Source organism: Saccharicrinis carchari (assembly GCF_900182605.1).
GTDB classification, from domain to species: Bacteria; Bacteroidota; Bacteroidia; order Bacteroidales; family Marinilabiliaceae; genus Saccharicrinis; species Saccharicrinis carchari.
The window spans coordinates 103416-127306 of sequence record NZ_FXTB01000005.1 but is presented as its reverse complement, the minus strand read 5'-3'; the positions used below and the strand labels follow the sequence as shown (position 1 = coordinate 127306).

Sequence of the window (23891 nt, the reverse complement as noted above, 5' to 3'; positions counted from 1 at the left end):
TTTATTTAACATTTAAACTTACAGATTGCAAGTGAGGTCACCCCACGATCCCTATCCCACCGCCTCTGGCGCCACACTTCCCCTTGTCCTCAGGAACAAAGGGAAGAGCCATTTACATGGTACTTGTAATTTGTAAGTTACGTCAAAGTATTTTTGACTTTTGAGACAGCCCCATTTTATTTTTCCCAAAACCTATGGATGGGAATTATTTCCTTCCATACAGGGGGCCGTAGGTCGCACAGGCCCTATAGTCGGATCCTTCTTTGTCTTCGCCAAAAGAAGACCATGCGCTGGGGCGGAAAATTTCATCTTCGCCTACGTTGTGCATGTTAACGGGTATCCGCAACATCGAGGCCAGCGTAATCAGGTCGGCACCTATATGCCCATAACTTATCGCACCGTGGTTGGCGCCCCAATTGGCCATTACGGAATATACGTCCTTGAATGCGCCCTCTCCGTTGGTGCGGGGCACAAACCAAGTTGTTGGCCAGGTTGGGTTTGTCCTCTCATCTAAAACGGCATGTATATCATCCGGCAATTCAACTGTCCAGCCCTCGGCTATCTGAAGTACCGGCCCTAAGCCCTTCACCAAATTTAAACGGCACATGGTTACCGGCATCTCGCCTTCGGTTTTAAATAAGGATGAATAGCCTCCACCACGGAAATATCCACGGTCGGCCTGCGGCCATACCGTATTGTCCAAACACTTTTGTGCTTCTTCTTCTGTTATCTCCCAAAATGGTTTCATGGCAGGTTTTCCCTCGGCGTCCTTTTGCTGTGCCGTAGCATCCAGCGTTGTGGACCCTGAGTTGATCAAATGGATTACACCACCTTCGGCTAAGCCGGTTAAATCTTTGCCGCTTACGCGCTTGACCGCATCGGGGCTCCAATAGGTCCTGACATCCGAGAATATTTGTGCCGTGTTCGTCAATAAATGCCCGAACAGCATGGATACACCATTTAAACTGTCGTTTTCGGTGGCGAAAGTAAATGCCTGGCGGATTCCGTTCCAATCAAAGGACGAGTTTAATATGGCCTCCGTAAAGTCGGCGTTCGGCTGATAATCGGTCCATTGCCGCTGTCCCTGGAAACCGCCCAAAATTGCGTTTCGTCCCAGACCCTCTTCTCTGTATCCTTTATCTATCACCTTTTGGTTGCCTATCATCATGTCGCGGCATATCAAGGTCATCTTAACAACTGTTTCCCACTCTACTTCTTTACGGGCCTTATTAACCTGCTCCTCCGGTTTGTTTCTGTCTTCCCCTTCTTTACAGTTCTTTTTAGTCCATGCCAAGGCTTTCTTAAATTCCTCCTCGTCATAGATACCTTCGTCCATGCGGCGAAGTATTTCAACGGACTCGACAAACTCAGTGCGGATACCCAGGTAGTCCTGAAAGAAATTACCATCAACCATTGACCCGGCAATACCCATTGAGCTGTACCCGAGCGACAGGTATGATTTGCCATTCATCTGGGCAACTGCCAGAGCAGATTTTACAAAGCGCAATAATTTTTCCTGCACATCGGCGGGTATATTGGTGTCGCCTGCTTCCTGTACATCACGCCCGTAAATACCAAAAGTGGGCAATCCTTTTTGGGTATATCCGGCCAAAGCGGCGGCCAGATACACCGCTCCCGGGCGCTCCGTTCCGTTAAATCCCCATACTGCCTTGGCCATAAGCGGATCTGTATCCATCACTTCGGTACCATAACACCAGCAGGGAGTAACAGTTAGGGATACGCCAACACCTTCCTTTTTAAATTTATTGGCACACATGGCGGCTTCAGCAACTCCACCAATACAGGTATCTGCTATAACACACGTAACCTTTTCGCCACTTGGGAAGCGTAAGTTGTCTTCAATAAATTTTGCTGCTGCCCTTGCGAGATCCATTACTTGCGTTTCTAAAGATTCTCTTACGCCATTCTCCCGACCGTCGATAACGGGTCTGATTCCTACCTTTGGTAAATCACCAATTAACCTGTTTGCCATTTTATCCTATTTTTAGTTACTAATTGTTAATTTAAGTTTCCGACACAATATTACCCTCATTTTAAAGATTTTGAAATGTTCAATTTCATTATTTTTGTATCTGTTTTAAACATTCTGTGTTAGATGCAAAAAACAGGCTTAAAAAAAGAGGGCTTTAATACTGCAGTCTGTCTGGTAAAAACAGAAGCCGAAACCCCTTTTAGTAACGAGAAAAATCTATAAATTAAAAAAGGGTTACAAGCATTTAGGTGAGATTTCACTTGCTAAAGGATACTATAATAAGATACGATCCACATATGCGATAAACAATTAGAATTAATGGAACACACCTCCGAAGAATCGGGGCAGACACTGAGCGCGCCTAGTCACACAAACTGTCTCATTTAATGCGAAGAAGAACAATACAATTTACTGACCATCTGAACCTTGCTTGTTTTAAAGCATGTGGAAAGGAGATAACGAAACGGCTGACAATCCTGACATTAAAGACTACTACAATGAAAACGATTATTAGATAGATCCTGTTTTAAAGCGCTTGTCGAAAAGCAAACATTTGAATATAGTTGTATTAAAATGAGGTAGGCTCCGCCTAAAGGGACGAAGCCGCACCATGTCCGGGATTTGAGAAAACTCGTTGATAGTTTCCCTAATCCGCCATCATAGCTCCGCCAATCTTTCGGCAAATAACTTAAAAAACTTCTTTGGCGGAGCAAGCACCACCTTAATAGCTTTGTGTGTAATAGGATGCGTAAATTGCAAAGAATGCGAATGCAGATACAAACCTTTACCTTTTAATATTAGCCCTTCGGTACCGTATTCCGCATCGCCCAACACAGGGTTACCGATACCGGCCATGTGTATACGCAGCTGATGCCGCCGACCCGTATGCAGGGTGAGTTGCACCAAATTCAAAAATCCGAAACGTTTGGATGGGTGCGACTGCAACACTTTATATTCTGATTTGGCTGCTTTTCCTTCCACCTTATCTTGCACCACGCCAAATCTATTTTGTTTGCCGATAGTTACCGCCAGATAGCTTTTTATAATAGTACGATCCTTAAACATTTTGTTGGCAAGCTGGGTGGCAAGGACTGTTTTACCTACCAACAAAGCACCGCTGGTTGGATAATCTAAACGGTGGATAGGCTCAGGCCGGGCCAATGCATCCCTTCTTGAGCTGGGTTTGAGCACCTTACCCAATGCATTTTGCAGCGTAAAGCGCTTATTGCCACTCACCAATATGCCTGCCGGCTTGTTTACAACAGCTAAGTAATCATCCTCGTACTGCACCTCCAAATTTATTTCTAGGGTGGCTCTTTGCTTCGGCTCTTCTTCTCTTAATAAACAAATTGATTCGCCACCCCAAATATAATCACCAGAATATCCCCGTTTTCCGTTTATCAGCACCCTTCCTTTTTTAATTGCTTTTTTAGTACTTTTAATAGAGTTGAGGCTGGCAAAAATACCTGGTGCAAAATCTGACAACCTTATCCGTTCTTGCCTGGGAGCTACAGTATATGACTCTATGATTTCTGCTGATATACCTTTATCCATAATGACATATTATAAAACGGTAAAGTTATCCTAAACGCATGAGAAATGTTATTGTTTTTGTGCTTATAAAAGAGCAATTTTGATGATAATGCAGCAAGAACAAGGATAAAGCACCCAAGCAATACTTAAAACGTACAGTTTGGTTTTAGCTTGTGAAAGTTGGGGGTAGGTTACAAATAAAAAAAAACAGTATGGGCAAAACAGGTGTATTTTATGGTCCTGCAAAAGGAAGTGTGGCAAAAGTAGCCATTGTAATAGCGCAACAATTGGGTGAGGATTCAACTGACCTTACCGCAATAAAAGATTGCGATGCCTCGTCATTGAACGGTTACGAAAAATTGATATTTGGCATATCTACTTTGGGCAGAAGCAATTGGGATTCAGAACATGAAGACGACGATTGGGATGTTTTTTTCACCCATCTAAACCAGGTAAACTGGAAAAATAAACGCGTGGCCATTTACGGATTGGGCGACCAAATTAACTATCCCGGTCACTTTGTAGATGCCATAGGATGGTTGTATCAAAGGCTAAAAGCTTTAAATGTTGATGTATATGGAGCTGTGCCCGATGAGGGATATCAGTACACGGATTCCGAAGCTATAGTTGACGGTAAATTTATGGGGCTGCCTTTAGACGAGGACAACGAACCTGAGAAAACCCACCCAAGAATTAAAAACTGGCTCAATGACCTAAAGCAGGAAGGCTTCTGACGCAAGCGAAGATAGCATACTTGCTATCTTCCATATCCTGAATAAACTTTTTTTATTCATCTAAATCATAACGCAATGAAACTTAAAAAAGGTACTATTATCGATAAAAAAATTGTAGATACCGCCGTAAAGGAACAAAACATTGATGATTTAGGAAAAGCTACTATTAGGGAAATTGTTACCATTGTTAATAGCATTGAAGCGCGCAGTGGCGAACAATTTATACGGATGGAGATGGGTGTGCCGGGACTTTCTGCCCCGCAAATAGGCGTAGATGCCGAGGTGGAAGCACTGAAGAAGGGGCTTGCCTCTGCGTATCCTCCATTGGATGGAGCTAAAATATTTAAACGTGAGGCCAGCCGTTTTGCCAAAGCATTTATTGATATTGATTTACCCGAGGAGTGCTTTGTACCTACTGTGGGCACCATGCAGGCCAGCTTTGCCCTTTTTATGGCGGTTTCAAATCTCTCCCCCACAAAAGATACCATCCTTTTTATCGACCCTGGTTTTCCTGTACAGAAACAACAGCTAAAAGTGCTAGGCATTAAGTATCAAACATTTGATATATTTGATTGCCGTGGCGATAAACTGAAAGAAAAGCTGGAAAGTTACCTCATTAATGAAAATATCTGCGCAATTGTTTATTCCAACCCCAATAACCCAACATGGATATGCCTGCGTCCCAACGAATTAGAGACAATAGGTAAACTATGTGATAAATACGATGCGATTGCCATTGAAGACCTTGCCTACTTTGGAATGGATTTCAGACAGGATATCTCCACACCTTTTCAACCACCTTACCAAGCTACCGTAGCCAAATATACCAACAATTACGCCCTGCTTATTTCAAGTTCGAAAGTGTTTAGCTATGCAGGCCAGCGACTTGGCACATTGTGCATATCACACCGTCTGTTTTCTACTTATTTTGAATCGTTAAAAATTAGGTTTGGGGTAGGTAATTTCGGGCCGGTTATCGTAGGAAGATTGCTATATTCGTTGTCGTCAGGAGCGAGCCATTCTGCACAATACGCGGTAGCGGCTATGTACAAAGCAGCCTGCGATGGGAAGTACAACTTTATAGAAGAGCTACGGGAGTATGGTATAAAGGCAAAGCTAATGAAAGAACTGTTTTTACGTTATGGCTTTTATATTGTTTACGACAAAGATATAGACGAACAAATAGCCGACGGTTTTTACTTTACCATAGGGTATCCCGGATTATCAGAAGGCGAGTTGCTTCAAAAACTTTTATATTTTGGCATTAGCGGACTTGGTTTACGAAATACCGGCAGCCGCATTCAGGGGGTTAGAGCCTGTGTTTCGCAAACCAAACTAAGCCGGTTTACTGAACTGGAAAAGCGCCTGGCCATGTTTGAGCAAAGCTTTTAAGGCAAATAAAAGAAGAAAGAATAGCCAGAGGGAGAAGCCTTCTTGCGACAGACAAGCTGGCTGGCCAATGTACTTAAAAGAAAGTAGCGACAGACGAGGCGACTATTAGATTTATTGGGATGATGGTTATTGTCTGCAAAATGTCATGGGTATTTGATGACTACTATCATAAGATAAAATAGCATATTTACATAGATTGCAAGTATAAAATTAAACGATAAAAATTATGGCTAAAGCTAAAGGGGCGATTGTTGTAGATACGGTAAGTTGCAAAGGGTGCAACCTGTGCGTAACTGCCTGTCCCACACAAGTAATTAAGCTGGCAGACCAGGTGAACGGCAAAGGATACCATTATGCCTATATGGCTAATCCGGATGCCTGTACGGGCTGTTCCAACTGTGCCATCATGTGTCCGGATACATGCATAACAGTATACCGGGCAAAACGGGTTCCAGCTTAAAATCATTCGTCAACGATGTTTTGTTATGCGTATGCCGATGTTAAAGCACAGGTATAGGTAGATGCATAATGAGTAGTAAAAGAATAAATTTTAGATAAATGAGAGAACTAAAATTAATGAAAGGCAATGAGGCTATTGCCCAAGCTGCCATACGCTGTGGTGCAGATGGTTACTTTGGGTACCCTATCACACCCCAATCGGAAGTGATGGAAACCCTTATGGCCGAAGCCCCCTGGAACACAACCGGAATGGTAGTATTGCAAGCCGAAAGCGAAATAGCATCTATTAACATGGTGTACGGCGGAGGCGGATGTGGCAAAAAAGTGATGACTTCCTCTTCCAGCCCTGGTGTAAGTTTAATGCAGGAAGGACTTACTTATTTGGCCGGCAGCGAGGTGCCATGTGTAGTGGTCAATGTAGTAAGAGGAGGCCCGGGACTGGGTACCATACAACCGGCACAGTCGGATTATTTCCAGTCGGTAAAAGGGGGTGGTCATGGCGATTATAAACTAATAACTCTTGCTCCGGCTTCCGTTCAGGAGATGGCCGACTTTGTAGAAACAGCTTTTGATTTAGCTTTTAAATATCGAAATCCGGCCATGATATTATCCGATGGTGTGATAGGTCAGATGATGGAAAAAGTGGAACTGGGCGAACAAAAACCGCGATGGACCAACGAGTATATCGAGGAGCATCACCCCTGGGCTACCACAGGCAAAAAGAAAGGGCAAGAGCGTAGGGTAATTACCTCTGTTCAGCTCGAATCCAGTGTACAGGAAGAATTTAACCATAAGCTGCAAGCCAAATATCGTGAGATAGAAAAAAATGAGGTATTGTACGAAAAGATAATGTGCGACGATGCCGATTATCTGTTCGTGGCCTATGGGTCAAGTGCCCGCATATGCCAAAAAGCCATAGAGATAGCGCGCAGCAAAGGCATTAAAGCAGGAATGCTTCGCCCCATTACACTTTATCCTTTTCCGGTTTTGCAGTTACAAGAATTGGCAGGCCGGGTAAAAGGAATGCTATCGGTAGAGATGAGTGCCGGGCAAATGGTGGAAGACGTACGCCTGGCTGTTAACGGTAAAATACCAGTAGAGCATTTTGGCCGCTACGGTGGCGCCATTCACTCACCCAGCGAAGTGGTTGATGCGCTACAACAAAAATTAATAGGAGGATAAGCAATGGCAGATTTAAATACAATAATTAAGCCCGAAAATCTTGTTTACGATAAAACAGATCTTCTTTTAGAGAATGTAATGCACTATTGCCCGGGATGCAGCCATGGCACGGTGCATAAATTAATTGCCGAGATTATCGACGAGATGGGCATTCAGGAAAGCACCATAGGCATTGCACCGGTTGGGTGTGCCGTATTGGCCTATAACTATATCGATATAGACTGGCAGGAAGCAGCTCACGGAAGAGCGCCCGCACTGGCTACCGCTGTAAAAAGATTAATGCCCGAAAAAAATGTATTTTCGTATCAGGGCGATGGGGATTTAGCTGCCATCGGCACTGCAGAAACCATACATGCCTGCAACCGAGGCGAAAATATAGTGATGGTTTTTATTAATAACGGTATCTACGGTATGACGGGAGGTCAGATGGCACCTACCACCTTACCCGGCATGCCGGCTTCCACCTGTCCCACGGGACGCGACCTGGCACGCGATGGCAATCCGCTTAAAATTACGGAACTGCTGGCACAACTACCGGGTACTTGCTATGTTACCCGGCAATCGGTACATACGCCGGGCAATGTTCGTAAAACAAAAAGAGCCTTGCGTAAAGCTTTTGAAAATCAGCAGGCCAACAAGGGCACCTCTCTGGTTGAGGTGGTTTCTACCTGCAGCTCAGGCTGGAAAATGACACCGGTACAAGCCAATAAATGGATGGAAGAAAATATGCTACCCTATTATCCCTTAGGCGATATGAAAGATCAATAGCGAGCAGGTGCTATTTTTTACTTAATCTTGCTACTTTGTACTTTGTACTTTGTTACTTGATACTAATTTTAAAAAAATGAAAGAAGAAATTATTATAGCCGGTTTTGGTGGACAAGGTGTGCTTTCGATGGGTAAAATATTGGCTTACTCAGGCGTAATGCAGGATATGGAAGTAAGTTGGATGCCTTCGTACGGCCCAGAAATGCGGGGTGGTACGGCCAACGTAACCGTAATATTAAGCGATGAGAAAATCAGTTCGCCTATCTTGCACGATTTTGATACAGCCATCATCCTCAATCAGCAGTCTTTAGATAAGTTTGAGGGACAGGTAAAGCCCGGAGGCACCCTTATTTACGATGGCAATGGGATAACACGCCATCCCTCGCGCAAAGATATTCGTATTTACAGAGTCGATGCCACCCGGGAAGCAGCCATAATGCGCTCTTCAAAAACCTTTAATATGATTGTATTGGGCGGGTTCCTTAAGGTGAATCCGGTGGTGAAAATAGAAAATGTGATAAAAGGGCTTAAGAAATCCTTGCCCGAGCGTCACCATCACCTTATCCCCATTAACCAAAAAGCCATCGACCGCGGAATGGGCATTGTTCAAGCCATTCACGAAGAAATTGAAGCATGAGTTTTGCATCAATAATAAAGCCGGCTGTATCCTGATTTAGTCGGCTTTTAATTTATTTACACTTTACTATTGCAGAAAACAATATTTTTCTATCTTTGCATCGCCTTAAAAAAGGGGTAGTAAAGTAGGGTCCGGTAGCTCAGCTGGATAGAGCAACAGCCTTCTAAGCTGTAGGTCCTAGGTTCGAATCCTAGCCGGATCACCGATGCAAATACTACAAAACTTTAAAAGCACTTAAAACCAATGGTTTAAGTGCTTTTTTTATTTTTAAAAAGGGCAAAAAAGGCATATTCTGATATAAAAATCGAGACTTTACCGAGTCCCCTCAAAAACCTCAAAAATGAGGGTCTCGTTATAGTGCATAACATTCTGAGATATTGAGTTTTAATCGATCCATTTAGACATGCTTTACATTTCTGATTTATAGTAAATTGGATACTTTATCGAGACCAAAATGTAGTTTTAATAACTTATAAAAAATGTGTGTTATGAGAATTACAACAAACCTCGGTATTAATTTAATCAAGATGATGATAGGATATGCAAGAATTTTCACCAAGGATCAAAATTAGAAATGCAGACCCAAACTACGCAAAAAGCCGGTTGCAATAAAATATACAAGTAAACCCAAAGTGCGGTTAAAGAGCGTCCGGAATTACAAAATACCGATATGTAATCAATTTTATCTTTCAGTTCGCATCACTCCTAAAATTTTATTAATTAAAAATCGGCATTATACGGGACAAAATTTTTAGGCTGTATAATATGATCGGCCATCGCCGCAAAGGTGATGTGGTTGTTGTTTGGAAACTGGACAGACTTGGCCACTCCCTCAAACATCTTATCGACCTGATTACCGGTTTCCGGGAAAAGGGTATCCAATTCATCAGTCTTAACGACAGCATCGACAACCACCGTCCAGGGCCGATTGACCTATAACATCTTCGCCAGCTTCGCCGAATTTGAACGCGAACTGATCCGGGAGCATACCATGGCAGGTCTGCAAGCAGCCCGCGAACGCGGTCGCATTGGCGGCCGTAAAAAAGGATTGTCATCCGAAACAAAACGAACAGCTTATGCATGTTATACCATTTAAATAATGAAATAAGTACAGGTATAATGCCGATAACTTGTTCCGTACTTTTTCCGGGATATAAATGAAGATCGTTAATAGACAGCAAGAAGTTTAACGCTCATTTCATTTAATAATCGGTATTACCAGTTATGGCAGGATCAAAGCAGAACAATCCCTGAAGTTTTGAAAATCGTTAAAGTGAGCAGGGCTACTTTTTATAGGTATATTGCCTGGGTGAAGGAGCAGAGGGGAAAAAAGAATATGGTGGGATAAATATTTAATAATTAGAGTTTGCTGATTTTCTAGTTCAACAGTATCACAAAATTCACAACATAATACTGTTGCGCTATAAAAATCCGCAGGCTCACTGCTTTTAAAAATGATTTTCTCCCTATTTTAAAAATTAGACAAAAAGAAGCCTTGTGTTTCAAGGCGATCTGCATTAATTTGGTAAGCTTTATGAATTGAGCAGGTTAAAACAAAGTCTCAAAATCAAGCGAAATTTTAGCAAAAAAGTCAATCGTGAAAAAGTAATTTAAAATTAAATAAACCTTATAAGAACTTGCCGATCAACGTTTCATTAGTTATGTTTGTATCTAAGAGTTAGTGTAGTTTATACAATTACCTATTGTTTAGAGTAAATAACAATCTTCATTTACGAGTATTCTAAACATATTTATAAAATAGCCTTTGTTTTTTATATCGGTTTAATAAATTTCTGCTGCTTGATTTCAATAAAAATATTTTTGTTCTATTCTTTAATCATATTAATATAATCATGAAAAAAGTCTTCTTATTAATTGCCTTTACTGGTTTAACTTGGTTGGCTAAAAGCCAGCCAGTTGCAACCGCTTTTGAAATTAACGAAAGATTAGGCCAAGGGATAAATATGGGAAACTCTTTTGAAGGTCCAACTGAAACCGCTTGGGGTAACCCTTGGAAACCTGAATACTTTGAACTGATGGCTGAATTAGGCTTTAAGCATGTTCGAATTCCTATCTGTTGGGAACCCCAAGAAAGAAGCATGTCCAACGCACCTTACACAATTTCTACAGCTTTTATGAATAGAATTAAAGAAGTTGTTGATAAGGCTTTAGAAGTTAAGTTAATGCCCATCATTAACCTACATCATCACTCCCAATTCATGGCCGACCCTGTTGGTCAGAAGGATCGTTTCCTTGCCTTATGGAAGCAAATTTCGGCGATGTACAAAGATTATCCTGACAGTCTGCTTTTCGAAGTTCTTAACGAACCCACAGATGTCTTAACGCCTCAATTATGGAATGTTCGCTTCGCAGAGGCATTGTCGGTTATTCGACAAACAAACCCCACTCGTACTGTCCTAATGGGCGTAGCTGAGTTTGGTGGCTTAGGTGGTGTTCCAAAGCTTGTTATCCCCAATGATGATCATCTAATTCTCTCTATTCATTACTACAATCCCTTTCACTTCACCCATCAAGGTGCTGAATGGGTTGGCCCAGAGACGAATGCATGGTTGGGAACGAAGTGGAACAACACAGAGGCTGAGAGAAGCACAGTTGTTAATGAATTTTCACAGGCAATTTCTATAGCTGCCCAAAATAATATCCCTATCAACATAGGCGAATTTGGTGCTTACCGTAAAGCAGACATGAGCTCTAGGGTAAAATGGACAACTTATTTAGCCCGTTGGTTTGAAGAACAAGGCTTTAGCTGGACTTATTGGGAATTTAGTGCTGGGTATGGCATTTATAACCCCGCAACAAAAACCTATCATCAAGAATTAGTTGATGCATTGCTTCACAATCCAATGCCCCCCGCAACCCCAGTTATTGCAACTACTGTATATGAAAGCGATTTTAGCTCCGGAGTCGATGGTTGGAGCTTAACATTAAATGGAATGGCAAAGGGTTCTTTATCAGATAACAACACTGCACTACATTTGGATATTACCACTAAGGGTACAGAGGCTTGGCACGCGCAATTGATTCGTCAGAATATTAATTTAGAAGCCAATCAGACCTATCAGCTCGCTATCACCGCACGATCACCATCAGGCCGTTCAGCCACTGTAAGTGTAGGCAAAGATAGTGACCCTTGGAATAGTTACAGCGAATATTACAGTCCTCTATTTTCTGTTAACGAAACCACATTTACATACAGTTTTAAGATGGGAGCAGCGGCAGATCCTTCTGCTCGAATTGCTTTTGATTTAGGAAATCAGATTGGCCCAGTAATTATATCTTCAATTAAACTAGAAAAAAATAATGTTGCAAATAATCCCAATCCGGATCCTGACGACCCTAATCCGAGTGGAAAAAGTACATTAATAAGTGATAGTGAACTCTTAAATGGTGTTACTTATATGCAAACAAATTGGAGATCTTTTGATGATAATAGCGACAATGGGGCTTCTACTGTAACACCTAAGCCAGACGATGGAGCATCTTTTCCAATGGCCTCAGAAGGCGCAAATGGAACTTCAAAATCTGCTAAAATTAGCTTCGCGCTTAATAAAGGCGGATGGGAGTACAATCCATTTGTTGGATTTGGTTTTTCGATGAATAAAGATAAATCTCCATATAATTTAAGTGGCTCAACAGGGGTATCTTTTTGGCATAAAGGTGAAAGTTGCTATTTAAAAATTGGAATTAGTTCAGTAACTATTCCTGGTCAAGAACATATGTACAATATTCCTTCAAATACTGGTTGGACAAAGATTTCTATTCCTTGGACACATTTCGCACAACCCTCATGGGCTACCCCAATTGCATTTGACAATTCTAAGGTTATTGAATTTATTTGGCAAAAAGAAGGTTCTACAGGCCAATCTGGTGATATATTTATTGATGAGGTAAAAATAGAGGGCCTTGAGTTTAACACACCTATTTCGACTTCAACTAACGATTTTCAGTTTAATCAAGAGACTATTAATGTTTATCCAAATCCAGCAAAAGATATTCTTGTAATATCAGGCTTATCATCCAAATACTCAAATGTACATATTATTAGCATAAATGGCAGTGATGTATTGATATCTCAGCCTATCAATAGCACTGACATTAATACATTGAATGTTTCACAATTAAAAAAAGGATTGTACTTTCTTCGTTTTACTGGGAACTTTGGTTCCGAGAGCGTCATAAAGTTTTTAAAAGAGTAATTGATAAATAGAAGTTTCAATTTTATTGAAATTTTTTGCGGGGGTGTTACTTTAGTGTTGCTTTGTAATAAAGGGTTAATAACAGGAGAGATAAAAGAAAAAACGGGTATGCCACACCCTTTTTTATGTTCAGAAAAAATAAAACCTGATAGGTTAAGTACAATATCTAGGTTTGACCTAAGATGGCTTATTTGGAGTCATCTTTAATTCTCAATTATTTATTTCGAAATAGAGCAATCCCGCACCCCATAGGCTTTACCTCATCTACTATTAGCAAGTTGGCTTTATGATACACATCTTGAGCTCCGCCAAAACTTCAACCGCACGCCGCGCCCAAAGGCTTAGCAAAACAAAACTTATCGAAAACTAAAAAGCGCTTAAAACATCAATTTTAAGCGCTTTTTATGTGTTTATTTCTTTTTATTATAATCTAATCAATTCCGTTTTGCAGGATTTGCTCCCTAAAATTCAGAAATTGAACTTATTTAATCAATATTCACCTTAATTGTTTTCTTAATATTATTTGATGCTGTACCTATCATTAACTGATATACTCCTTTTTCAAGGTTCCAATCGTTTATTTCTTCGTCATAAAAAGCAAAAGAATCTACTGGCAAACTTAATTCAACTGTTTTTCTTTCCCCAGCTTCTAAATTCACTTTACTAAAAGCCTTTAGTTCTTTTGCAGGCCGCATTACTGAAGATTTTTCGTCATGAACATAAACTTGCAAAACCTCGGCACCACGCACTTTGCCAACGTTGCTGATTACAACGGATAATTTAACAACATCACCATTATTGTAACTTGTATTGTCAGCAACAATATTGTTCACTTTAAAAGTTGTATACGAAAGGCCATGTCCGAACGCAAATAATGGCTTTATATTTTTGGTATCGTGCCACCTATAACCCACCAAGATATCTTCTTTATAAACCTGATTAATACCATCACCAGGATAAGATAATGCGTCAAAAGCATGAGCTCCATTATCTTCTAATTTAACTGGGAAAGAAAAAGGCAATTTACCTGATGGATTAACATCACCTGAAAGAATGTCGGCTAAAGCATACCCCGCTTCGCTGCCCAAATACCATGTCTGTACTATTGCTTTTGCTTTTTCCTGCCAAGGCATAGCCACAGCATTACCACTAACCAGAATAACCCCTACATTTTTATTTACATCCATTATATCGTTTAATAACTCGTCCTGTCCAAATGGTAAATTCAAGCCTTTACGATCGCCATTTTCACAATCTTGCTCGTGATTTTTATTTAACCCACCAACAAATAGTACAAGATCAGCTTTTTTTGCCAGTTCGATAGCTGCTTTTTTCAACGAATCAGCGTCAACAGAGGACGGAATTACACGTCCGTACTGAGAGGGTCCTGACGCATACCCCATGGTATGGATAACGTTGGCATTAACAAAGCGCTTTTGAATACCCTCTAAAGGCGATATTTCATAAACAGTTTTCAACTCTGAAGAACCGCCACCTACTGTCATCATTCGCGTAGCATTTTCGCCAATAACAGCAATGGTTTGCTCTGTTTCTGGATTTATAGGAAAAAAGTCCTTTGTATTCTTTAGCAGTACAATCCCTTCTTGCGCTACCTCGCGTGCAACCTCAAAATGTTGTGCATTGGCCTTTGAACCAAACGGTCGTGATTTATCCATGTTAGTACGAAACATCAAACGAAGAATTCGGCGTACTTTATCATCCACTATACTTTCATCAATATCGCCATTTCTTATCATTTCTAAAAATGGTTTTGCCAGGTAATAGTAATCATAGGCATTCTCTTTTGATGTAGTTAAACCATCCGTTCCGGTACCCATTTCAATGTCAAGTCCATTTAAAGCAGCCTCTTTGGTATCATGTGCACTACCCCAGTCAGTAACAACAACCCCATCAAAGCTCCAATCTCCTTTTAATATTTGATTAATTAGTACTTCATGATGACTGGTATGCTGTCCGTTGTATTTATTATATGCCCCCATAACCGACCAAACTTCACCTTCTTGCACTGCTGCCTTAAAAGCCGGTAAATAAATTTCGTGCAATGCCCTATCACTTAATGTAACGTTAATATGCGAGCGCCATACTTCCTGGTTATTTAGTGCAAAATGTTTAACACAAGCAGCAACACCATTGGTTTGCACTCCTTTTATGTAAGGCACAGACATTACTGAGGCTAGATACGGATCTTCACCCAAATACTCAAAATTACGTCCATTTAACGGAGTACGATATATATTCACTCCGGGACCTAATAATATATCCTTTTTTCGATAACGTGCTTCTTGACCAATTGCTACCCCATATTTATAAGCTAAATCGGGATTAAAAGTGGAAGCTAATGCTGTTAAAGCAGGGAATGCCGTACATGAATCATTAGTCCAACCTGCATAATCCCAACTATCCCAGGCTATTTCTGCTCTAACCCCATGCGGACCATCTGACATCCATAATTCGGGAATACCAAGGCGTTCAACTCCTGGTGAGCTAAACTTTGATTGTGCATGACACATTTTAACTTTTTCTTCTAAGGATAATTGCGAAATGATAGCCTCAATTTTATCTTCCACATTTACCGCATGTGTCTGCGCTATTATATTTCCAACACCCAGTGTAATCACAGATATGACCAGGCAAATAACTTGTTTCATTTTATCGTATTTATTTAGTTTAAACTTATCCTTTTAACTATTCGGCAAATCATTTCATCCCAAACACTTTGCTTCAAAAATAGAGTTTTCAGGCCCTAATAACTGAACGACTTTCTTAAAAATACCAATCTAAATGTTCGAACATAAAAAAAGAAGAGTTTACAATAAGTGCAAACCCTTCTAAATTAATAAAGAACAACTAAATTTCTTCTACAGCCTTAAATACCCATAACCAACCGGTACCCCCTCCATTGGTGGGAGTATAAAGAATCATTTGCTCACTAGTTAACGCTTTAATCTCATATATAGATTCAGGATTAACCCTATCGCTGTTTGATCCTAAAATAGGTTGATTTTTAAAGGTAATGGTAGTAAAGTCGCCATTAAAAGCGAAGCTACCTACGCTTCCCGCATCGTCAGGTCCGGTATGGTAAGTATAATTAGGTGCTCCTTTTAAATCAAACACCATTTTGCCGTTGGGATCGATCGGATCATTTGAATCCCACCATAATTCCTGCCAGTTATAACCAGCTACCATAACCCACCAAGCCACTCTTCCATCAAACCATAAATGTTCTTTATCAAACACCCATGTTTTACCACCTAAATCGTCACCAACCAAAGCATAATAAGCTTCGGGAAGTGGCTCATCCAGCTTATCTACTTTTACGCTTACTGTTTTACTCAAGAACTCAGTAGCCCCTGGCTTACCGTTAGTCATATAAGGCGTAGTTGCATAATAGGTAAATGTGTGCTCTCCTGTAAAAGGAAATACGACCTCAACACGATCTGACGATTTTGTGTCCAAAATGTAATCCCAATAACCTGTAACGCCGGGGGTGAGCATTTGAACAGACATTTTATTACCACCTTCTGTAGCTTGTACAACTTTTAGCTCGATGTTTTCTACCTCAAAACTATTACTTAAAACATCCCTATCTTCTATGGGCTCGCAAGCAGAGAAAGCCATCAGTGAAACTCCTGCAAAGAGACCGATTAAATTATTTATTTTCATACTGTTTGTTTTACAAATTAATACTATTGTTACCAGCCTGGATTTTGCATATAAACACCATCCGACAATCTTATCTCCCCTTCCGGAACCGGAACTAACCCTTTGGTTTCCGCGCGATAAGCAACCTTATAAGTTCCTTCATTTCCTGAATTATTCACCTTTACATCTACGTCAAAATAATTATTCCCACTTTCCACATCTCCCCAACGAACCAAGTCGAACCAGCGCAATCCTTCAAAAGCAAACTCATGTAAACGTTCTGTTTTTAAATCAGCTAAGCTATAGGCAATAGGATCTAAACCAGCCCTTGCACGCACGGCATTCATTCCGTCGGCAGTTTGTGTTAACTCAGAATGCATTAACAACACGTCTGCAAATCGTAAATAGTAGAAATCTTGCGCAGCCCATAGCTGCATTGGGTCTCCATGAACCATATTAAACAAATAATAAAACATTCCTTTTGTACCATCCGGCCCATTGTGCTGCAGCGTAGTGTATTTTTTATTCACTAAACCTGTATTATGGTCGCCTTTGCCAATATTCCAATCTTGAATACCCAGATTAGGATCTTTGGTATTTAAATCAATAACTGATCCTTCTTTACGAGGATCTGCATCGTCCCAACTATTATAAAAGGCACTATGAACAGTACCCCAGCCCCATCCCTGACCAAATGGAATCATTGAGTGATCTCTAATACCAAAGTATAAACATACACGGTTGTTATATTTCTGACCGTTACCATTGTCATAGTCCCAGTCTCCCAGACCGTAACGTAGCGAAAACATTACTTCATGATTACCGGTACCAATAGTTCCGTTAAGGCCATCTTGGCCAACCCAGGTTAAACCTAAATTTTCGGCCCATGGTAAAACAGGGTTCATTCCATCAGGATCAAAATCCCTTGCATTTTTATTGACATAGGAGTAGGGCCACAAATTCCTGAAATCAGTTGCCAATCGATACTTGCTATTGTCTCTAATATCCTCTAAATGCGCAACAACTTCTGGTTTTGAAATACTACCGCCATCATTTAGTGGCAAAACATCTGTTGCTTGCTTAGCAATATTTGTCATATACCCTGTGTAATAGAGATAAGCACGGGCTATATATGCCTTTGCCACCCATACATTGGCATGTCCGTACGTTTCAAGAGCGTAATCTGAGGCAACCCTAACAGGTAGTAATTCCGCGGCCATTTTGAAGTCGGTTGCTATAAAAGCCCAAGTTTCTTCTAAAGAGGATCTACCCACAGCCCTATCCGCGTCAACAGTTGGGATAAGTGGCATTCCACCAAAAAATCTTGCCGCACGGTACATCATAAAACCTCGCATAAAATAGGCTTCTCCAAGTGCGCTGTTCTTAAATTCTTGCGCCTCCTGGGCAGTTTCGAAAAATTGAGCAAATTCGCCTTCTGCAACCGCTTCAATAATGGCGTTAGCTCTACTAACACCATTATACGTTTCTACCCAAAGGTCGCGATATGTATCTTCACTTGGATCCAAGAACCGATCTACATCCTTAGCGGACTTATCGTCGGGTCCGCCACCGGCCAAAACAATATCGCTTAACAAATTAGCGGCTATATGCTCGTCGCTATGTATACCATTGACAAATAAGGCATTATAAACCCCATTCATCGCTTCATCAATGTCTGTAGGGGTTTTATAGAAGGTCTCAACGTTTTTTTGATACAGGTTATCGGTATCTAAATGGTCTTCACAACTACTTGTTGTGATTGCCATAACACCAATAAGCATTGAATATATTATCTTCTTCATATCTTTAATTTTATTTTTTAAGAATAATGTAGTTCATTAACCCAAATAATTCAAGAATTATTTCTGCCTCCGGCAGCGACTAATTTTCAGTAAAAACTTTTTTCAAAAGTTTAACTTCAGCTAAGTCGGGATTAACCTGAACTTTATTCATATTTTCGATAATTTATGAATAGTTCAGGTTAAAAAGTAACATTCATCCCAAACATTACTGTTCTTGGTAGTGGGTACAAGCCTAAATCTATACCCGACCCCCAGCTATCAGGGCTGTAACCAACTTCTGGATCCATACCATCATACCCGGTAAATGTGTATAAATTATTCACCGAAACATAAACTTTAGCGGCACTCATCCATTCAAAATTCTTAAGTAAACTGTTAAATTTATACCCTAGTGTTAAGTTGTTAACTCTAAGATAATCTGCATCATGCATGTAAATATCTGAAATCAGTTGTGTGTTGGCGTTTGAATTATACGATAAACGTGGTAAACGGTCTGAAGTACCTTCTCCATGCCAACGATTAAATATCTGCGTTGTATAATTTTGAGTTAATCGATCGGCAAATGAACGGTAGGACTGCATTACCTGATGACCAAATTTACCTGACAGCGTAGTATTCATAAATACACCTTTGTACTCCGCATTTAACTGGATACCTAATTCAAAATCAGGTAACGGGCTACCTAACATTACTCTATCGTCATCATTAATGATACCATCACCGGTTTGATCTACAAACCTTACATCCCCCGGTTGGCGTGGTTTTCCCGGCTCTGTTTCTATTACCATAGGTGCTCCATCTGCCGACACATAATTGTCAACCTCTGTTTGGTTTTGTAAGATACCATCGGTTTTATAGCCATAAAAAAATCCTATTGGTTTACCCACCTGTACACGAGCCATATCCGAGGTGCCTTGCGACAAAACGTTATTTTCACCATAAATAATTCCCTCGGCATTGGCCAGCTTTGTTACTTTGTTGCTATTGTATGCGCCTGACAAGGTTACACCATATCTAAAGTCTGATATCCTATCATTCCAAGATAACAATAATTCAAAGCCTTTATTTTCGACATCACCACCATTAATATAAGGTGCCCCTGCGCCAAACGTTCCCAATATAGGTGCTCTTACCAACCAATCAATGGTTGTTTTTTTATACCAATCGAAAGTAAAGCCTAAGCGAGCATTTAAGAAACGCGTATCCAGACCAATATTAATTTGTTCTGATGTTTCCCATTTTACATCTTGATTAGGAACATTAGCAGGAAAAGCAGCTTGTTGAGGAACATCCTTATTAGGACCAAAATAATAACCTTGATCTTTATAGGCTATATTTGAACTATATACAAAGTTATCAATTGCTTGATTTCCGTTTTGCCCCCAACTGGCACGCAATTTACCGTACTCTATAAAACTAACATCCTGCATAAAATCTTCCTCAGTAAAATTCCATCCTGCAGAAACTGAAGGGAAATAACCCCAACGATTATCCTTTGCAAAATTAGAAGAACCATCCGCCCGCATAGTAAAGTCGAGCATGTATTTTTCCGTATAATTATAGGATAAACGAGCCATATATGAGGTTAAACCACCACCTTGAGCTGCCCAATCCTGACCCCATGTACCAATTTCTGATACTACTGTGGGGTTTTTTGTGTTATTAAGGTATGCATACTTTGGATCGCCGTATAGGGTATTTCTTTTTTGACCACCTAAATCTGTACTTAAAACATTTTTTAAAATTTCAGTACCAACAAGCGCAGAGAAAGAATGATTATTAATTCTAAAATCATAGGTTGCAGTATTGGTCCAAGTATGATCGGCACCCTGATACATAGTTTGCTCTGCGCCATCAACTGTGTTTTGGTATTGCGTGGCCAGCTCGTAAGTTGGCGACCATGAACGACCATTGCCAAACCATGCATTTATACCAAAAGATGAGCGAATTTTTAAATCTTTAATTGGCTCCAGGATAGCATATACATTTCCCACAATATTATTACCCTTATACCAATTGTAATTACTTCTGTAAAACATTTGTGCAATAGGATTGTGTTGATCCATCGAAACACCTTCAAGCGTTGGGCCGTAACCACCCGTACGGTGATTAATATCTTCGTTATACCAATACACAGGCGTCAAAGGATTTGTAACTAGGGCATTATGCAAATCGTTATAATAAATATTACCGGTAGCTATATCTCTTTTCTGGGTATTGTTGTAAGTAAAATTTTCACCGAATTTCAATATATCTCGTTTATCGGATTTAATAACAGTAAACTCCGTATTTAAACGAGCTGTTATCCTTTCGTACCCTGCATCGGTAATATGCCCTCCTATTATTCCTTCCTGATCGAAATAAGAAAATCCGGCAGAATACACCGCTTTGTCTGTAGCTCCGGTAATATTAATGGAGTGACTTTGCATAGCTGCATTATCATTGGACATTTCGTCAACCCAATTTGTTCCTGTCCAGCCATTCTGTAGTTTATTCCAAATATCTTGTCCATACGCCACTCCTAAATTTCCAGGAAAGGTATTCGTCATATAGGAATTTCCATTTACAATCTTATCCTCCCAATCAAAGGGAGTAAGGCGCTCATTAGAACGGGCCTCATCCATAATATACATATACTCTTGGGCATTTAATACAGGCAATTGTTTATAGGCATTTTGCACCCCATAATAACCATCGTACGAAACTTGGGCTTTACTGCCTTTCTCCCCTTTTTTAGTAGTAACAAGAATAACCCCATTGGCAGCACGAGAACCATAAATAGCTGCTGATGCAGCATCCTTTAAAACATCTATAGACTCAATATCAGACGGATTTAGGTAATCGATATCCCCAACGGACACACCATCCACAATATACAAAGGTGCGGCATTTCCAATTGTTCCTGCTCCGCGAATCGTAACGCGCGTTCCTGCTCCTGGAGCACCGCTGTTTCTGGTTATATTAACACCGGCTGCCATTCCCTGAAGTGCTTCCATCGCGCTGGAGGTATTAAGCTCCGACAGCACCTCTCCTTTTACATTGGCATTAGCTCCTGTTACCAAAGCTTTTTTCTGCACTCCATAACCTATAACAACAACCTCATCCATATCAATGGTCTCCTCTACCAAAGTGATATCAATGGTAGTTTGGTTTGCTACAGCCACTTCCCTGGTAACAAAACCGATAAAACTATAGACTAAAACATCCTCGTTAGATGCGGTAAGATTGTAATTACCATTTACATCTGTGATAGTTCCTTGCACGGTACCTTTTATGGCTATGGTAACCCCGGGTAATGAATTCCCTAAACCATCCGTAACCGTACCTGTAATAGTTTTTGTTTGCGCCATAGCCAACGACGTAAAACTAAAAAGAGTCAGCAATACGACAACAGATTTAAACAGCCAACGGAGATTGGTCTGCCTAATGCAACTGCACAAATGTAGTTGCGTTTTGAAAATAGATTTTTTCATAATTTTCAATTTTAATTGATTCAATTCTATTTATTAATTAAACATTCTACTTAGAAACCGAAGTCTGGGTCCAATCAAACTTCCTAATTTCGCTATTAACTATTCTTCATATCATAGGCATGCTATCTTTTTAATTAACAATCGTTAAGACTAACATTTAAAACATTAACTTAAATCAATACTTCCTCTCTACACAAGAGTATATTTTTGTTATTTTTGCACCTTTAATTGATTCAATTCCATTTATTGGACTTGCAATTGGAGGCGAGAAGATGGGTCCAATCAGACTTCTCGCCTCTTTAAAAAGAATTATCTGCACAATTGTGCATCCACCCCTCCAAGTAAATAGATTAAAGGCGCATTCCAGTTTATAGCGATTTCATTTGTTGAGTAACTACATTCCCTATCCACAAAAGACTTGGCAGGCATTAGACTTCTTTCGGCATCAGGACAATCTGTTAAAATAACGGTATTAGGCCCACCCACTAAGAAACCGGGGACAGGATCCTGAACACCATCAGCTGCTGATGGCCGATGGTGAATATTCATCACTTTATTTTTACCAAAGCCCGTTACAAAGCAATATCCGGTAGCATTACGGCCTAATAAATAATCGAGATCAGACAGAGCCGAATCCAGATATTTCGGGTTATTCGTTAATTTATGGGCAAAGAGTTTTACCATACCTTCGTTGGCAACTTGTGCGTTACTTCCCCACTCAAAAACATGAATACTGACGCCATATGGTGCTGTTTGAGAAAGCGCCACCAAACTGTCGGCTAAGAAGATAAAGTCCTGCGTTAATAAATTCGTCCAAGCAGTGTCGGAAATAAGTTCCCTGTTATCCAGCAATGAGTATACACCCAAAGCACGCACATCAATCCAGCCAGGCACTCCGGGCTTGTTGTAGAAACGCTTAGCGCTATCGAGATACTGCTCTTCGCCCGTAGCTAAATAAAGTTCGGATGCAGCCCAAAACCACTCGTCGTTAATATGCTTGTCATCATAAGCACCTGTTTCAATATCTTTAGGTTGCTCGTACAAAACATCGGGATTTAAAACTGCCCACTCCCAGGCTTTAATCGCATTTTCTAAAGCCTCTGCAGCCAATGGATCATAATCCTCGCCGTAAGATTTTAAAACCTTGGAAGCATGTGCCATTAAAGCTGCATAATCTAAAGTAGCAGAAGTAGTTTTAGCGACCACATACCTATCTCTTACCGCGTCTTTGGGCATAATCATGTTTTCAAACTTTTTGGTGGTGAGTTTGTGATATACACCGCCATCATTGGGATCTTGCATGGTAATCAACCAGCGAAAATTATAGAGCGTTTCGGTGAGTAAGTCAGGCACACCATCCCGGGAATCAGGAATACCAATCTTCAGGGAGGTATAATAATCAGAAAAATCTTCCAAGGCCCGAAACATAGTATAAGTGGTAATGCCGCTGTTAACCACGTATTTATTATAATCACCTGCATCGTACCATCCTAAAGGAGAAGAGAGGATGGTTCCTTCCGGCCGCATTTCATCAGCTGCTGAAGTATGAATGTACACCACGGTATCCGGATGACCGGCAGATCTGGCCCACTTACCGCCATGGGTGCTATCTATGGCCATTCCGGATCGATTAAAATAAAGTGCTTTTAGGGCAGCTTTGGACAGTTCCGTGTAAGGCTTATCAGCGATAGAAAACGGATATTCTTCGCTATTCACCACCATTCGATACTCTCCCGGCTTACCCAAGCTACTGAAATTGACTTTGCGAACAGCATCTCCACTTAACTCCCAAAAAAGAGCAGCGTCCGGCACAATCCGTAAAGCTACCTCGTCTTTATCATTCAATATAACAACTTCATCCACATCAGGTGAAACAAGAGCCAGTTTTGTGCCATCTGTTATGTAACCCACTTGGTTATACAAGACGGGGATTTGAACTTCCCCGCTTTTACTTTCACATGCCGTAAGCACTATAAGTAGGATATTTAACCATAAGGTAATTTTACGTGATTGCATATTTTTTTATCTTTTTGATGCA

The 23891-nt window shown here is 40.5% G+C and carries 14 protein-coding genes, 1 tRNA gene and 1 pseudogene; 9 read left to right on the top strand and 7 right to left on the bottom strand.

Features of this window, described 5'->3' with window-relative positions; all coding sequences use genetic code 11:
- Positions 1–205 precede the first annotated feature (205 nt).
- Positions 206–1993, bottom strand: coding sequence for an L-fucose isomerase (locus FN809_RS10895; protein ID WP_142533555.1), 1788 nt, complete (start codon positions 1991–1993; stop codon positions 206–208).
- Positions 1994–2650: 657 nt separating this feature from the next.
- Positions 2651–3547 (bottom strand): RluA family pseudouridine synthase, encoded by an 897-nt coding sequence (locus FN809_RS10890; protein ID WP_142533554.1) that lies wholly within the window; start codon positions 3545–3547, stop codon positions 2651–2653.
- A 191-nt stretch (positions 3548–3738) separates the two neighbouring features.
- Here FN809_RS10890 and FN809_RS10885 point away from each other — a divergent pair, with 191 nt between their 5' ends.
- The 9 genes and pseudogenes from FN809_RS10885 (at position 3739) to FN809_RS10845 (ending at position 12915) form a co-directional block, all read left to right on the top strand.
- Complete coding sequence (locus FN809_RS10885; protein WP_142533553.1) at positions 3739–4260, top strand: flavodoxin; 522 nt, start codon at positions 3739–3741, stop codon at positions 4258–4260.
- 75 nt (positions 4261–4335) lie between these two features.
- Positions 4336–5652: a pyridoxal phosphate-dependent aminotransferase gene (locus FN809_RS10880; protein WP_142533552.1), complete on the top strand. Its 1317-nt coding sequence runs from the start codon at positions 4336–4338 to the stop codon at positions 5650–5652.
- A 226-nt stretch (positions 5653–5878) separates the two neighbouring features.
- On the top strand, positions 5879–6112 hold the full coding sequence (locus FN809_RS10875; RefSeq protein WP_142533551.1) for a 4Fe-4S dicluster domain-containing protein: 234 nt from the start codon (positions 5879–5881) through the stop codon (positions 6110–6112).
- A gap of 98 nt (positions 6113–6210) precedes the next feature.
- The gene (locus tag FN809_RS10870) at positions 6211–7293 is read left to right on the top strand and encodes a 3-methyl-2-oxobutanoate dehydrogenase subunit VorB (protein WP_142533550.1); all 1083 of its coding nucleotides are present in this window, start codon (positions 6211–6213) and stop codon (positions 7291–7293) included.
- Positions 7294–7296: 3 nt separating this feature from the next.
- Positions 7297–8061 (top strand): thiamine pyrophosphate-dependent enzyme, encoded by a 765-nt coding sequence (locus tag FN809_RS10865; RefSeq protein ID WP_142533549.1) that lies wholly within the window; start codon positions 7297–7299, stop codon positions 8059–8061.
- A gap of 76 nt (positions 8062–8137) precedes the next feature.
- Entirely contained in the window at positions 8138–8698 is a 561-nt protein-coding gene (locus tag FN809_RS10860; RefSeq protein ID WP_142533548.1) for a 2-oxoacid:acceptor oxidoreductase family protein, read from the top strand.
- A 128-nt stretch (positions 8699–8826) separates the two neighbouring features.
- A tRNA-Arg gene (locus FN809_RS10855) sits at positions 8827–8900 on the top strand.
- Positions 8901–9463: 563 nt separating this feature from the next.
- Positions 9464–9794 (top strand): annotated as a pseudogene (locus FN809_RS18205) (recombinase family protein).
- 757 nt (positions 9795–10551) lie between these two features.
- Positions 10552–12915 (top strand): cellulase family glycosylhydrolase, encoded by a 2364-nt coding sequence (locus tag FN809_RS10845; protein ID WP_142533547.1) that lies wholly within the window; start codon positions 10552–10554, stop codon positions 12913–12915.
- Between the two features lie 485 nt (positions 12916–13400).
- On the opposite strand, the gene FN809_RS10840 is transcribed toward FN809_RS10845, so the two are convergent.
- The 5 genes from FN809_RS10840 to FN809_RS10820 all read right to left on the bottom strand — a co-directional run bounded on the left by FN809_RS10840 (position 13401) and on the right by FN809_RS10820 (position 23869).
- A complete protein-coding gene (locus tag FN809_RS10840) occupies positions 13401–15584 on the bottom strand; it encodes a beta-glucosidase (RefSeq protein WP_142533546.1) in 2184 nt (727 codons plus the stop codon).
- A 199-nt stretch (positions 15585–15783) separates the two neighbouring features.
- Positions 15784–16599, bottom strand: coding sequence for a hypothetical protein (locus FN809_RS10835; RefSeq protein ID WP_142533545.1), 816 nt, complete (start codon positions 16597–16599; stop codon positions 15784–15786).
- A 29-nt stretch (positions 16600–16628) separates the two neighbouring features.
- Positions 16629–18380, bottom strand: a complete 1752-nt coding sequence (locus FN809_RS10830; protein WP_142533544.1) for a RagB/SusD family nutrient uptake outer membrane protein — start codon at positions 18378–18380, stop codon at positions 16629–16631.
- Positions 18381–18559: 179 nt separating this feature from the next.
- On the bottom strand, positions 18560–21853 hold the full coding sequence (locus tag FN809_RS10825; protein WP_142533543.1) for a SusC/RagA family TonB-linked outer membrane protein: 3294 nt from the start codon (positions 21851–21853) through the stop codon (positions 18560–18562).
- Between the two features lie 309 nt (positions 21854–22162).
- A complete protein-coding gene (locus tag FN809_RS10820) occupies positions 22163–23869 on the bottom strand; it encodes a glycoside hydrolase family 9 protein (RefSeq protein WP_142533542.1) in 1707 nt (568 codons plus the stop codon).
- Between the last annotated feature and the right edge of the window lie 22 nt (positions 23870–23891).